Origin of the sequence: Trichococcus ilyis (assembly GCF_900109135.1) — a bacterium.
Taxonomy (GTDB): domain Bacteria; phylum Bacillota; class Bacilli; order Lactobacillales; family Aerococcaceae; genus Trichococcus; species Trichococcus ilyis.
This window is the reverse complement of the sequence record NZ_FNYT01000001.1, coordinates 259,331-272,201: the sequence shown is the minus strand read 5'-3', so window position 1 is coordinate 272,201 and position 12,871 is coordinate 259,331. Positions and strand designations below refer to the sequence as shown.

The 12,871-nt window shown below is 49.0% G+C and carries 15 protein-coding genes; 13 read left to right on the top strand and 2 right to left on the bottom strand.

Annotation, left to right across the window (positions count from 1 at the left end; all coding sequences use genetic code 11):
- Positions 1–155: 155 nt before the first annotated feature.
- The 7 genes from rimP to BMX58_RS01160 all read left to right on the top strand — a co-directional run bounded on the left by rimP (position 156) and on the right by BMX58_RS01160 (position 6,232).
- Positions 156–629 (top strand): ribosome maturation factor RimP, encoded by a 474-nt coding sequence (gene rimP, locus BMX58_RS01190; RefSeq protein WP_068620336.1) that lies wholly within the window; start codon positions 156–158, stop codon positions 627–629.
- A gap of 30 nt (positions 630–659) precedes the next feature.
- Positions 660–1,961, top strand: a complete 1,302-nt coding sequence (nusA, locus tag BMX58_RS01185) for a transcription termination factor NusA (RefSeq protein ID WP_084253718.1) — start codon at positions 660–662, stop codon at positions 1,959–1,961.
- A gap of 18 nt (positions 1,962–1,979) precedes the next feature.
- A complete protein-coding gene (gene rnpM, locus BMX58_RS01180; RefSeq protein ID WP_068620340.1) occupies positions 1,980–2,264 on the top strand; it encodes an RNase P modulator RnpM in 285 nt (94 codons plus the stop codon).
- Positions 2,261–2,569, top strand: coding sequence for a L7Ae/L30e/S12e/Gadd45 family ribosomal protein (locus tag BMX58_RS01175; protein WP_068620342.1), 309 nt, complete (start codon positions 2,261–2,263; stop codon positions 2,567–2,569). The genes rnpM and BMX58_RS01175 overlap by 4 nt, the downstream gene beginning before the upstream one ends.
- A gap of 22 nt (positions 2,570–2,591) precedes the next feature.
- Positions 2,592–5,033 carry a translation initiation factor IF-2 gene (gene infB, locus BMX58_RS01170; protein WP_068620344.1) on the top strand — a complete coding sequence of 814 codons (2,442 nt, stop codon included), beginning with the start codon at positions 2,592–2,594 and terminating at the stop codon, positions 5,031–5,033.
- Between the two features lie 38 nt (positions 5,034–5,071).
- Positions 5,072–5,428, top strand: a complete 357-nt coding sequence (gene rbfA, locus BMX58_RS01165) for a 30S ribosome-binding factor RbfA (protein WP_068620346.1) — start codon at positions 5,072–5,074, stop codon at positions 5,426–5,428.
- Between the two features lie 426 nt (positions 5,429–5,854).
- Positions 5,855–6,232 (top strand): ABC transporter permease subunit, encoded by a 378-nt coding sequence (locus BMX58_RS01160; RefSeq protein ID WP_275425205.1) that lies wholly within the window; start codon positions 5,855–5,857, stop codon positions 6,230–6,232.
- Between the two features lie 53 nt (positions 6,233–6,285).
- Here the strand turns inward: BMX58_RS01160 and BMX58_RS01155 are convergent, their stop codons facing one another.
- Entirely contained in the window at positions 6,286–7,053 is a 768-nt protein-coding gene (locus tag BMX58_RS01155) for a C39 family peptidase (RefSeq protein ID WP_068620352.1), read from the bottom strand.
- Positions 7,054–7,286: 233 nt separating this feature from the next.
- Here BMX58_RS01155 and BMX58_RS01150 point away from each other — a divergent pair, with 233 nt between their 5' ends.
- Positions 7,287–7,856, top strand: coding sequence for an SF0329 family protein (locus BMX58_RS01150; protein WP_068620357.1), 570 nt, complete (start codon positions 7,287–7,289; stop codon positions 7,854–7,856).
- 94 nt (positions 7,857–7,950) lie between these two features.
- On the opposite strand, the gene BMX58_RS01145 is transcribed toward BMX58_RS01150, so the two are convergent.
- The gene (locus BMX58_RS01145; RefSeq protein WP_068620358.1) at positions 7,951–9,459 is read right to left on the bottom strand and encodes an amino acid permease; all 1,509 of its coding nucleotides are present in this window, start codon (positions 9,457–9,459) and stop codon (positions 7,951–7,953) included.
- A gap of 120 nt (positions 9,460–9,579) precedes the next feature.
- Here BMX58_RS01145 and BMX58_RS01140 point away from each other — a divergent pair, with 120 nt between their 5' ends.
- From BMX58_RS01140 to BMX58_RS01120, 5 genes are read left to right on the top strand one after another with little or no spacing between them, the layout of a single operon-like run.
- Positions 9,580–10,026 (top strand): GAF domain-containing protein, encoded by a 447-nt coding sequence (locus BMX58_RS01140; protein ID WP_068620359.1) that lies wholly within the window; start codon positions 9,580–9,582, stop codon positions 10,024–10,026.
- Positions 10,019–11,011, top strand: coding sequence for a sensor histidine kinase (locus BMX58_RS01135; RefSeq protein ID WP_068620360.1), 993 nt, complete (start codon positions 10,019–10,021; stop codon positions 11,009–11,011). Before BMX58_RS01140 ends, BMX58_RS01135 begins: the two co-directional genes overlap by 8 nt.
- Entirely contained in the window at positions 11,008–11,640 is a 633-nt protein-coding gene (locus tag BMX58_RS01130) for a response regulator (protein WP_068620365.1), read from the top strand. The genes BMX58_RS01135 and BMX58_RS01130 overlap by 4 nt, the downstream gene beginning before the upstream one ends.
- A gap of 10 nt (positions 11,641–11,650) precedes the next feature.
- Positions 11,651–12,340, top strand: a complete 690-nt coding sequence (locus BMX58_RS01125; protein ID WP_068620366.1) for a sirohydrochlorin chelatase — start codon at positions 11,651–11,653, stop codon at positions 12,338–12,340.
- Complete coding sequence (locus tag BMX58_RS01120) at positions 12,328–12,771, top strand: precorrin-2 dehydrogenase/sirohydrochlorin ferrochelatase family protein (RefSeq protein ID WP_068620368.1); 444 nt, start codon at positions 12,328–12,330, stop codon at positions 12,769–12,771. The genes BMX58_RS01125 and BMX58_RS01120 overlap by 13 nt, the downstream gene beginning before the upstream one ends.
- Positions 12,772–12,871: the final 100 nt, after the last annotated feature.

The following is a 12,871-nucleotide window of genomic DNA, read 5'->3' as shown; positions in this document are numbered from 1 at the left end:
CCATAGCCTTTGGATTGGGAAGTCCTTGCATTTGCTGACACAATGGTGTATGATTATTGAAGAATAAGTCGTCGGATGGAGTGAGCGGAAACGCTCACTCTTTTTACGCAGTCAGCCAGAGTATGACGGTATGGGATTGAAAAAGGGGGATATCTGTGAGTCGTGTAGTAGATGAAGTTCGAGTAGTGGTTCAGCCAATAGTTGATGAACAGAATTTGGAATTAGTGGATATGGAGTTCTTGAAGGAAGGCAAAAATTGGTTCCTCAGGATCTACATAGACAAGCCAGGCGGCATCGATATCGAAGAATGCGCTCTGGTCAGCGAGAAAGTCAGTGAAGCTTTAGATAACATTGATCCGGATCCGATTCCTCAGGCGTATTTTCTTGAAGTGTCCTCGCCAGGCGCGGAACGGCTATTGAAGACGGAAGCGGATATGCAGAAGGCAATCGGAAAATATGTGCATCTGTCATTTTATCAGGCAATCGATGGCGAAAAATTCTACGAGGGCACGCTGAAGGAAGTCAACGACGAGACTATCATCTTGACGGTAAGGATCAAAACCAGAACAAAAGATATCGAAATCCAAAGAAAACAAATCGCAAACGCAAGATTGGCTATCCAATTTTAATCATTTTTGAGATAGGAGTGAATGAGTAATATGAGCAAGGAAATGTTGAATGCTCTCGAGGTATTGGAAAAAGACAAAGGGATCTCAAAAGAGATTGTCATCAGTGCATTGGAAGCTGCGCTAGTGTCTGCCTACAAGCGCAATTATGGACAGGCACAGAACGTAGAAGTGGAATTTGATACAAAAAAAGGGGACATTCATGTCTATGCTGTCAAAGAAGTCGTCGACATGGTCTTCGATTCGACGCTGGAAGTGAGCCTAGAGGATGCTTTGCAGATCAATAAAGCGTACGAACTAGGCGACAAGATCCGTTTTGAGGTTACCCCGAAAGATTTTGGACGGATCGCCGCCCAGACCGCTAAGCAAGTGATCATGCAACGGATCCGTGAAGCGGAACGCAGCATCGTCTACAACCAATTCATCGCGTACGAGAACGACATTTTGACCGGCGTTGTCGAAAGAATGGACAGCCGTTACATCTATGTGAGTCTCGGCAAAATTGAAGCGGTCTTGTCCAAACAGGAACAGATACCGAATGAGACGTTCCAGCCGCACGACCGCATCAAAGTGTACGTCACCAAAGTCGAAAACACATCCAAAGGACCGCAAGTTTTTGTCAGCCGAAGCCATCCTGATTTGCTGAAGCGTTTGTTCGAACAAGAAGTTCCGGAAATCTTCGATGGTGTAGTCGAAATCGTTTCGATCGCCCGCGAAGCCGGCGACCGTTCCAAGGTAGCTGTTCGTTCGCGCGACAAAAATGTCGATCCTGTCGGAACCTGCGTAGGACCGAGAGGCCAGCGCGTGCAAGCGATCGTCAACGAATTGCGCGGAGAAAATATGGATATCGTCGAATGGAATGAAGATCCGTCGATCTACATCGGCAACGCACTGAACCCGGCGCAAGTCGTGAATGTCGATTTCCATCCGGCAGACGGCAGTTGCACGGTCATCGTGCCCGACTACCAATTGTCCTTGGCAATCGGGAAAAAAGGGCAAAACGCCCGCTTAGCGGCCAAATTGACAGGCTATAAAATCGATATCAAGTCCGAAACGGAGTATAATAAGTTATTGATGGAAGCTGGCGCCCATAAAGTCGGTTCCGAGGAAGAGGATCCGGATACGCTGCGTTCCTTCGCAGGCTTGGACAAAATCTTTACGGCTGAGGAAGTTGCCGATGATATCGCAGTTCCAGCTGAGGATACGGACTATACGGAAGAATATGAAAATGATGAAAAAATCCTTGATCCTGAAGATGTGGAGCAGCTGATCTCGGAAGTCGAGACGGATCCGGAACAGAGCTATGACGAACTGGCAGAGGACTATCAAGACTAATCAGTGAGGTGAAGCTTTATGAAGACAAGAAAAGTTCCGATGCGGAAATGTGTCGTCTCCAACGAGATGAAACCCAAAAAAGAATTGGTCCGCATCGTGAAAAATCAGGCAGGCGAAATCGCCATCGACCCTACCGGCCGCAAGAATGGCCGCGGAGCCTATATTTCGCTGGAGCCCACCTTGGTGCAGAAGGCCTGGAAGCAGCACATTTTGGACAAGCACCTTGAGACCGCAATCAGCGACGCGTTCTATCAGGAACTATACGACTATGTGGAACATCAAAAAGCCAGGAGTTTGCTATGACACCCGAGAACAAGATGCTGAATCTGTTGGGCTTGGCATTGCGCGCCGGCAAATTGATCACTGGTGAAGAAATGACCATCAAGTCCATCCAGAAAAACGAAGCGGTTTTTGTGGTGTGCGCAATCGACTGCAGCGATAACACCAAAGAAAAATTAGAAAACAAATGCCGCTACTATGAAGTCCCGTTCCTGGTGCATTTCACTTCGGAACAAATCAGTCAGGCAATAGGCAAGTCACGTTCCATTTGCGCCCTGACCGACAGAGGATTCGCCAAAAGTTTCTTGCGGCTGAAAGGAACAAAGTAATGAGATAAGGGAAGGTGATGACATGGAAAAAAAACGTGTCTACGAATATGCAAAAGAACACAAAGTATCAAGCAAAACGGTGTTGGATAAAGCAAAACAATTGGGGATCGATTATCATAGCCATATGTCAACCATGGAGGATGGAGACATCAAAAAGTTGAACCAAGCCATCGCCTCCGGAAATCAGGATGCCGCACCAAGTGCACCGCAAGCCAATGCGCCACAGAAAAAGCGACCAGCAGAATCAAAAAAGGCCCCTGCAGCCGGGACGCACAAACCTACTGATAAAAGTGAACCGAGGAAAAACAAAGACATGAAAGAAAAACCATCGCAGCCTTCTCAGAATCAGAAAACTGGTTCCGGAAATAGAGGACAAGCCAGAAGCACTTCAGAAAGAAACACAAAACGGCCGGCACAAACCGCTAGCCAAGCTGGACAAGAGCGTCCAAATACTAAAATGAATCGAGTTGACTCTGTTTCGCCAAACAAATCAAATGACAAACCAGTGCAGAAAACTGCAAACACGAATACAAATGCGCCAGCAAAATCCAACCGTCCATCGTACGGTCAAAATTCAGGCGGATCCAATCAACGCGGCCAAGGCAATCAAGGGAGAGGCAACAATCCTTACAACAAAAACAAACGTTCAAAATTTAAAAAAGGCACGACCAAACAAGGGCCTGCAGTGCCTCCGCGCAAATTCCGCGAGTTGCCGGAAACATTCATCTACACTGATGGCATGACGGTTATGGAAGTTGCCAAAAAACTGCACCGCGAACCTGCGGAAATCATCAAAAAACTATTCCTGATGGGCATCATGGTCACACAAAACCAAGCATTAGGCAAAGACGCTTTGGAATTGTTGGCTGCCGATTATGGCATCGAGGCCGAAGAAAAATTCGTTCAGGATATTTCCGATCTGGACAGCTATTTCGAAATGGAAGAAAACCCGGATGAGTTGGTTTCAAGACCGCCAGTTGTCACAATCATGGGTCACGTCGACCACGGTAAAACGACTCTGTTGGATTCACTGCGCAACACGAACGTGATCCAAACCGAAGCCGGCGGAATCACCCAGCATATCGGCGCTTACCAAGTGAAGATCGACGGCAAGCCGATTACGTTCCTGGATACTCCAGGACATGCGGCCTTCACGACCATGCGGGCCCGGGGAGCCGACGTAACGGACATCACCATCATCGTCGTTGCAGCTGATGACGGCGTGATGCCGCAGACAATCGAAGCCATCAACCATGCCAAAGCAGCCGATGTTCCGATCATTGTTGCGGTGAATAAAATCGACAAACCGACGGCCAATCCTGACCGCGTCATGCAGGAACTTTCCGACCAAGGTCTGATTCCTGAAGCTTGGGGCGGAGACACGATCTTCGTCAATATTTCGGCGAAATTCGGACAAGGTATCGATGAGTTGCTTGAAATGATCTTGTTGGTTGCTGAGGTGCAGGAATTGAAAGCCAATCCGAACCGTCTGGCAATCGGGTCCGTCATCGAAGCCCGTTTGGACAAATCCAAAGGCCCGATCGCTACCGTATTGGTGCAGGCAGGGACTTTGAAAGTCGGCGATCCGTTGGTTGCCGGTAATACACACGGTCGTGTCCGCGTGATGGTCAATGATCAAGGCAGACGCGTCAAAACAGCCGGACCTGCAATGCCGGTCGAAATCACCGGATTGAATGCAGCGCCGCAGGCCGGCGATCACTTCGTCGTCTTCGAAGATGAAAAGACAGCACGCCAAGCTGGTGAAGAACGGGCGAAACGTGCATTGGTAGAACAACGTTCGAGCCAAAACCGCGTCACCCTGGACAACTTGTTCTCAAGCCTGAAAGACGGAGAACTGAAGGAAGTCAATGTCATCATCAAAGCGGATGTACAAGGATCCGTCGAGGCGTTGGCAGCGAGCCTGCAAAAAATCGAGGTTGAGGGCGTGCGCGTCAAAATCGTCCACTCGGCAGCAGGGGCCATCAATGAAAGTGATGTCACGCTTGCGGCAGCCAGCAACGCGATCATCATCGGTTTCAACGTTCGTCCGACTCCTCAAGCGAAGATCCAGGCGGAGGGAGAATCTGTCGACATCCGTCTGCACCGCATCATCTACAACGCAATCGATGAAATCGAAACAGCCATGAAAGGTATGCTGGATCCTGAATTCGAGGAACAAGTGACTGGCCAAGCGCTTATCCGTGAAACGTATAAAGTTTCCAAAGTCGGCACAATCGGCGGGGCCTTTGTTACCGACGGATACATCGGAAGAAACAGCAGTGTCCGCATTATCCGCGACAACATCGTCATTTTTGACGGTAAACTTGCCAGCTTGAAACGATTCAAGGATGATGCCAAGGAAGTCAAAAAAGGCTTTGAATGTGGTTTGATGATCGAAGACTACAATGACATCCGCATCGATGACGTCATTGAAGCTTACCACATGGTGGAAATCAAAAAATAAATTGCCGCAGCAATCGATCTATTAAGAGGTGAACCGAAATGGCTAATTTCAGAGCCGGAAGAGTAAAACAAGAAATACAGCGTGAAGTGAATGACATCTTGGCCAAGCGCGTAAAAGATCCGCGGGTTGCGCACGTGAACATCACCGATGTTGAAGTCACCGGCGATCTCCAGCAAGCTACCATCTATTACAGCACTTTGTCGGAACTTGCCAGCGACCGCGAAAAAACGCAACAAGGTCTGGACAAGGCAACCGGCCTTGTCCGCAAAGAACTTGGAATGCGTCTGTCACTTTACAAGACACCGGAATTGATCTTCAAACGAGATGAATCGGTGGCTTACGGCAGCAAGATCGACGAATTGATCCGCAAGATGCACGAGGATGAAAAAAAATAGATTCCATATTTGCGCACTAAAAGGCAGGCACAATGATCACAGCGATCATTGTGCCTGCCTTTTTGCATCTCTGGCCGCAAAAAAAGCACTTAAAGGCAAATAAAATTGCCCATATTTAATTTTTGTTCTCGAGTTGACCTGGAGTGTACTTGTTGACTAGTAGTGCTTACGGATCAAATTTAGTGGCTTTCAGGCTCTGGGTCGACATCAACATAATCCAACCTATTCCTATTCCAAATCTAACCGTTATATCATAATCACGGGGAGTAAAAAGAATTATATGAAAACATTAAAATAAATGTATTCTCGCCAGCTCCGGGTTGCGGGAAGCTAAATGATTGGTTGGGATTTTCTAATCATTCAGTAGCGGAACTGCCATAAAACCAACTGTCCGCCAATCATCCACTTTCTCGATCCATTTGGGGCTTGGTATCCTCCGTTACAGTGTTCGAGTCATGCATGATCGCAGAAATCGTGCGCGCCGGACTGAAATCTGTCGCAGTTGGGCAAATGGAGGCGGGGCTTTCAACGGGGTTCGCTTTTGCCGAGACGATGCGGCATATCATCATACCTCAAGGCGTCCGTTCGATGGTTCCGTCGTTGGTGTCGCAATTCATATCCTTGATCAAGGACACCTCCCTGACGACGATCATCTCGTTTTCGGAGCTGACCTACCGCTCAAAAATCATCTATTCGATGGATTCGGCTTATGTTTTGCCGATGTACGTCATCATGGCTTGCCTCTACTGGGTCATTTGCCATACGCTTTCGAAGGCTTCCAAACGCTTCGAAGTCGATTATTGATCCTGCGAATTGAAAAAATGAAAAGAATAGGATTCCGGAATTAAGCCGGGATCCTATTCTTTTGTCTGCATCTCCTGCAGATCAGGCAACCCTGCTTTGATGTAGACCGCTTGCCTGCCCATCTGTTCCCATGCCAGGATGAAGTTTTGCCGATCGACTTTCTGGTCCTTGTGGCCATAGGGATTGTTTATGAAAGGATTATCGGCATCATACCCGACGACCACAACACTGTGCATGATGTAGCTGATGTTGACCGGTCCTGTCGGCGTTTGCCACACCTCCAAAGCATCATCGTACAGGAAAGTGGTCGTCGTGACGACCCAAACGGGATAACCTTCGTCCAAAGCTGCAATGACAAAATAAAAATCCAGTCCGCTGATATCCTCCACACGAGCGGATGGGATGTATTCGGATGCCAAGGCGGCGATGGGGGCATGGTAGACGCAAAAACCGTAGTCGATCCCGGTCACATCGCCGACAACCCCCTCATTCGGGTTGCCGTGCAGCCCGTTTTCATAATAGATCGGAACGACCGGAAGTTTTTCTGCGAGCTCATTTTTCGTGACCGATATCCTGTTGTACTGAAGGATCATGGCAAGCGAGGTGACTTCGCAACCGAGCAGCAGGGCCGGAGGATCCAACTGGTTCAGGAGCGGCACATCCAATCGCACCGCATCGGCAGTTCCGGGTTGCAAAATCATGCCGGATTCTTTGGTCGCTACTGCAGCATCATCAGGATCTCTGCGCATAAGGCCAAGCGGGAGCAGACTGAGCAAAATGCCAGAAAAAAGCGAAATGTGGCTGACTCTGCCTTTTTTCATTTTGATACTCCTTTCGGCATGCCTGGTTGCGTTTGTACAAGGTGATTTATGCTTATATTTTAGCATATTCCGTAATGCCGGACGATTGAAACGTCCCGGTATTGAAGGGGCAATGGAATATGAAAAAGACGGTTCGGAAGTCTGAAAAGGATTGACCTACCCTGATGTTTTTCGACATAATGTAAAGATAAGAATAAATGGACAGCAAAAACGCTGCTCGATGGAGGAAAAATATGATTTGGAGCAAAATGAAGCTGCAGCTGGAAAACTTCCTTGCGCCTGCATTGACGGGCAGAGTGGAGTACCTATCCACCAGCTACCGCTATTCACCTGATAAAAACGGAAAGTGCTGCATAGCCGTGGACAAGAAAAAAATATTCAACATGAAAGACGGGACGACTGGGATGAAATGGTACCAGTCGGAACAGGATATCAAGAATGATCCCGCGGTCGTGATTCCGCTCAGCGATGCCGAAATTGAGCACATCAGCAGAGAAACCGGCGGAAAAGTACCGGAAAAGCGCTTGGCAGTGATTGCGAGGGACCGCAAACTGTTGGCCTATGCCAAGGGAACGATGGCTGCCCAGACAGCCTTGAGCAAATCCGATTTCTACAAAACTGCAGAAGTTTATTTGAATCAGCCCATCGAAACCAGCCTCGCAAGCACGGATATCCTGCTGAATTGCTTGGCCTTGATGGATAAGCGCGTCGGCAAAAAACGGATCCTGGATATGGAGCAAGCCATCAAAATGAAGCACTCGATTGTTCAGTATTTCTATGGATTGAGGCGCAATCTGCTTTAAAGGCACCAACGGGAATACACACCGCTGGATGCAAAAAAGGAACCGCTCAGGTCATTGGCCAGAACGGTTCCTTCTTTGTGTTTTAAAGTAAATTCTATAAATTATTTTCGAGCGAAATTTGTGTCTGATTCTTTTCGAACCTTTGGTAGATGCTGCTGCCGAGAAGTCCGAACAGGATCGGCCCGATGATGAGCAACAGGGCTTGGACATATTCGCCGGTATGGAACGGCTGATAGACCTGGAAAGTGATGGCGATCAAAGTAGCCGTGCAGACGCTCAGCGAGCAAAGGTACCCTTGCCAATGCGAACCGATCAGTGAATGCTTCAGCAACACAGGATTCTTGATGCGATAGAACGGATAACTTGCGGCTACAACGAAATAAGGAATGGCGCGGGCTACGTTGGTCATATAGGTCAATTGGTTGAATAATGCGCCTAAAATGGTACTATTCAAAGATAAACCTATAATACACACAGAAACGACTGCGGCTTGGATCCAAAGTGCCGTTTGCGGCATTTCTTTTCGATTGCTTTTTGTCAGGAAATGCGGCCAGATCTCTTTTGGAGTTCCCTGGATCAAACTTTTCAAAGGTGTATAGGTGATGGACGACAAAAGCCCGATGTAAGCCACGAACAAGGTGAACGCAGTATAGCGGATGAACGCTTGATACAGGAAAGTCTGAGCAACTGCGGACAGTCCGAAGGAAACGCTGATGTTGTTTGCGAGACTGCCCATCAAACCGTACATCAGATTGCCGAGGTGGAACTGATCGGTTTCCCGCAAAACATTCAGGTTATTCGCGCCGCTCCACAACATGATGCCGCCGAAATAGAGGACGACGATGATCACGGCGCTGATGATCAACGCTTTCGGGAATTTCTTTCTTTGTTCGCCGGATTTGTCAACCAAGCTGGCGATCGTGTCCAGTCCGCCGAATGCGGTGATGGCAAAAATAAAGAAAGGCAGTTGCGAAAGGAATGAATCACCGGTTTCCTTGAAGAAACTCGGAGCGGTCAGGCTGTGCTGCATATTTTGCATGATGAGTTGCGGATTGTTCATCATCAGCAACAGATTGCCGATCCCGGAGATGAGCAGCAGACCGACCATCGCGTAGCTGCTCGTCTTCAGAAATGAAAAGACGGCTTGGTGCCCACGGTTGATCACCCAAGTCATGCAGAACACAGCCAAGAGCGAGAGCACCATGATCCAGTAGGATGTATCGATGCCGAACCATTGCCCGGCGGAAGTCAAGTCCTGCCCGAAAATCATGATCGTGAAAGGTATCAGCAGCTTCATGAACAGACTGATGATCCAGGTGAAGTAGCTGCAGTACCAAAGGAACGCGGTAACGAAAGCGATACGCGGAGAGAAAGCATCCTTCAGCCAAGCATAGATGCCGCCGGTGCGATCCGAATAGCTGCGCGTATATTCTGATACAATAAGGGCATAAGGGACAAAATAAAAAAACGCGCTGATCAGAAACCAAGGGAAGGCTTTGAGGCCCATCATGAAAAATGAGGAGGACATGCTCGAAAAAGAGTAGACCGTCATGACGATGATCAGAATCAGATTGAAAAATGTTAGACTTTTGATTTGTTTCATAATAAACTCCTTAATAAATAATTTGCTTCCGACAATTGGTATCATCATAGTCATTTTTCGGATAAAGGGCAACCAAAAGACAGGGTTTTTGAATAATATAGGGAATTGGAGTAGTGAACAATGTCACAAATAGATTTGTGGTTGGAGGAAAAAAGAGGGGAATGGCAGGCGGATTTTTTGGGCTTGGCCCAGGATGTTGCGCCGCCTTGCCAACAAACCGAATTGCGTTGGACAAATGTAGCCGGAAACACAAGCAATCGCTACAAGACAATCCGCTTGCGTATCGGCAAAGGCATCGCCGGCGAAGTTTGGCGCACAGGCAGGGAGCAACGCGCCACCGAAATTCAATCAGACAGTCAAAATCTTTTGAAGTATCCGATCGCAAGGCTTGAGCAACTCGATATGATAATCGGAATTCCGATTATGAGGGACGGCATCATCCGCGCAGTACTGTTGCTGGGATTCCGCAATCCGAATGATTCGGCAGCGCCCGACGTAACCGCGGTTTACGCAGCTTTGCCGGATTTGTCGCTGCTTTTGGAGGAGGAGGGGCACAAGGATGACTGATCCAAAGGAAGGCATTCGCCAAGGTCCGGTCCAGCCGACTTGGTTGATGGATGCCGACTACACCGTAATCGGCAAGAATGCCCAGGCGGAAAAGTTCGAGACAGATTATGTCATTTCGATGGAGTATGCGGTGCAGGTAGCCAAGGGCACTTGCTGTGCTTTCCATACCGATAAAAGGGCCTGCAAAAACTGCCCGCTCGAGAATAAATGGGCAGCTTCGGATGGATTCCCGATCACTTTTATGGGCCGGGATGGGGTGCCCTATGAATTTTTCGGTAAATTACTGAAAAAGAGACAAAACTGGCTGCTGGAAATCCGCTACATCGATAAGCCTTTTGAATCAGAGGGGAAAAGCATGTTGACCTACTTGAACGAGGTACGCGAAAGTGAGCAGAAAAGGATCGCACGGGAACTCCATGACGGGATTGCCCAGAGCATCTACAGCTTGATGCTGGAAACCAGAGGATTGAAGTGGACTCCGGTTGAGGAGCATCAGCAGAAGCTTCAGGCAATCGATCGTCATTTTGCGGACGTGCTTTTGGAAATCAAAAGTATGGCTACCGAACTGCGTCCGAGCATTTTGGACGATGTCGGGCTTATCCCGGCGATCAACCAGTTCGTTGATCAGACCCTGGAAATGACAGGATTCATCATCCGTGTTATCGTTGATGGGGAGCGGCATGATCTCAGCGGACGCGGGAACGTCGTCATCTACAGAAGCATCCAGGAAGCTGTCTCGAATGCTTTGAAATACTCCGGAGAAAACGAGGCTACCATAAGACTGGCTTTTGCTCAAACCGAACTGCGCGTCACGATTGCGGACGAAGGGAAAGGCTTCATCTACGATCCGTATCATCTCGGATTCGGCCTGCTGAATCTGCGTGAACGTGCCCATTCAGTGGGTGGGGATTTGGAAATCGATACGGGAATGGATAAAGGGACACGCATCACAATAATCTTGCCATATGAGGAGGAATCGGCATGAAAATCATTATTGCAGACGATCATGCACTGGTGCGCAACGCACTGACCTTCATGCTGAATGCACAACCGGACATGGAGGTCGTCGGGGATGCTGCTGACGGCAATGAAGTTTTTATGAAGCTGGAAAATACGCAGGCGGATCTGGTGTTGATGGACATCAGTATGCCTCCGGGGGAAAACGGCCTGCAAACGACGCGCCGGATCAAGGAGACGCATCCTGAAATCAAAGTGATCGTCTTGACGATGCATGATGAGGAAAGTTACGTGAAGGAAGCGTTGGCTGCCGGAGCCGATGGATTCATCCTCAAGAGCACGACCGACGACATCCTGTTGGACGGCATCCGTCAAGTCCACGCCAACCAGCGCTACTACAGCGGCTATCCGAGCGACAGGCTGGATGAGTTGGATACGTTCGAGGGCGACAGCCTCTACGACAGCCTTTCGAAACGGGAAAAAGAAGTCCTGCCGCTTGTCGCATTGGGTTACAACAACCGGGACATAGCCGAAAAACTGTACATTTCCGTCAAAACGGTAGAGGTGCACAAGGCAAACATCAGAAAAAAACTGAAGGTCGACAGCTACGCCGATCTTTTGCGTTACAGCGTGAAAAATCATCTGGTCGATTTCTAGGAGGAATACGATGAAAATCGGAATCATCTACGTGCTGCACGGCAGAAAAACAAGCATCCCGCAAAAACTAGCCAATATCGTCAAAGATTTCAGCGACAGTTTGGATCTGCCGCAGGCGATCGGCATGCTGGAAGGACAGCGGCAGACATTGGAGGAAGCAGTCATTGCGCTCGAGGAACAGATGGTGGACAAAATCATCGTCGTCCCCGTTTTGCTTTTCCCGGCAACGCACGCTCGGGAGGATATCCCGCAGCGCATGGCGGCAAGCGCTGCGGTTCCGTTTGAAATCTGCGGGACGCTTGGGACGACGAGGGCCGTGTACGACTGGCTGAAAAAGGGATTGGCTGAAGCTGCCGAGCGGCACCCGACCTATCCGATCATGTTGGTCGCGCATGGCACGACCCACTACCCGGAACCGGCCGAACAGCTGGAACGGATCGCCGCTGCACTCAGAGCAGACTTGCATCGCGAGGTTTTTGCATCAAATCATCTTGGCGAACCGCATTATCAGGCGATTTCCGGAGATCAGCCGTACATCGTGCAACGGCTGTTTTTTACAGATGGATACTTGGCCAAGAAAATAGGTTTCTGGTTCGAAAATAACCGGCCTCAGGATGTGCTGCTGGAACATTTGATCGATGCGGAAGCTGTCCATCAGGCATTAAAGGAGCGATTGGAGGATGCCGGATGTATCCGATGATGGTCGACATCAGCAAAAGGAAAATTGTGGTGGTCGGCGGCGGCAAGATCGCTACGCGGAAATTGCAGGAATTGATCCGTTGCGGCGGCCAACCGACTGTCATCGCTCCAACCGTCAGTCCGGAAATCCGGGAGTGGGCTGAAAACAGCCAGGCAGTGCTGATCAGAAGGGGCTACCGATCGGGTGATCTTGAGGGGGCAACTTTCATATTCGTCTGCACGGATGATCCCCTCATCAACAATGCGATAAGGTCGGAGATCGGACCGCATCAGTTCCTGAACGACACGACCGACCGCAGCAACAGCGACTTCATCAATCTGGCGACCTTGCGCCAGGATGATTTTCTGGTGGCTGTCTCCACTTTCGGCAATGACCCGCGCAGAGCCAAACGTTTGCTGCACGAGATTGCCGAAAAATTGCCGAAAAAATAACTCAAGCCTGGCGCTTGAGTTATTTTTTTTGTCTGAAATATGGCGATCCGGAAAACATAGGTGTTTCCCTAATGTTAAATGAATCGCGAATCCTTTATTG

Excerpts from the sequence above, each read along its gene's own strand:
- nusA (WP_084253718.1), top strand. The coding sequence starts at position 660 with ATGAGCAAGGAAATGTTGAATGCTCTCGAGGTATTGGAAAAAGACAAA.
- rnpM (WP_068620340.1), top strand. The coding sequence starts at position 1,980 with ATGAAGACAAGAAAAGTTCCGATGCGGAAATGTGTCGTCTCCAACGAG.
- BMX58_RS01175 (WP_068620342.1), top strand. The coding sequence starts at position 2,261 with ATGACACCCGAGAACAAGATGCTGAATCTGTTGGGCTTGGCATTGCGC.
- infB (WP_068620344.1), top strand. The coding sequence starts at position 2,592 with ATGGAAAAAAAACGTGTCTACGAATATGCAAAAGAACACAAAGTATCA.
- rbfA (WP_068620346.1), top strand. The coding sequence starts at position 5,072 with ATGGCTAATTTCAGAGCCGGAAGAGTAAAACAAGAAATACAGCGTGAA.
- BMX58_RS01155 (WP_068620352.1), bottom strand. The coding sequence starts at position 7,053 with ATGAAAAAAGGCAGAGTCAGCCACATTTCGCTTTTTTCTGGCATTTTG.
- BMX58_RS01150 (WP_068620357.1), top strand. The coding sequence starts at position 7,287 with ATGATTTGGAGCAAAATGAAGCTGCAGCTGGAAAACTTCCTTGCGCCT.
- BMX58_RS01145 (WP_068620358.1), bottom strand. The coding sequence starts at position 9,459 with ATGAAACAAATCAAAAGTCTAACATTTTTCAATCTGATTCTGATCATC.
- BMX58_RS01140 (WP_068620359.1), top strand. The coding sequence starts at position 9,580 with ATGTCACAAATAGATTTGTGGTTGGAGGAAAAAAGAGGGGAATGGCAG.
- BMX58_RS01135 (WP_068620360.1), top strand. The coding sequence starts at position 10,019 with ATGACTGATCCAAAGGAAGGCATTCGCCAAGGTCCGGTCCAGCCGACT.
- BMX58_RS01130 (WP_068620365.1), top strand. The coding sequence starts at position 11,008 with ATGAAAATCATTATTGCAGACGATCATGCACTGGTGCGCAACGCACTG.
- BMX58_RS01125 (WP_068620366.1), top strand. The coding sequence starts at position 11,651 with ATGAAAATCGGAATCATCTACGTGCTGCACGGCAGAAAAACAAGCATC.
- BMX58_RS01120 (WP_068620368.1), top strand. The coding sequence starts at position 12,328 with ATGTATCCGATGATGGTCGACATCAGCAAAAGGAAAATTGTGGTGGTC.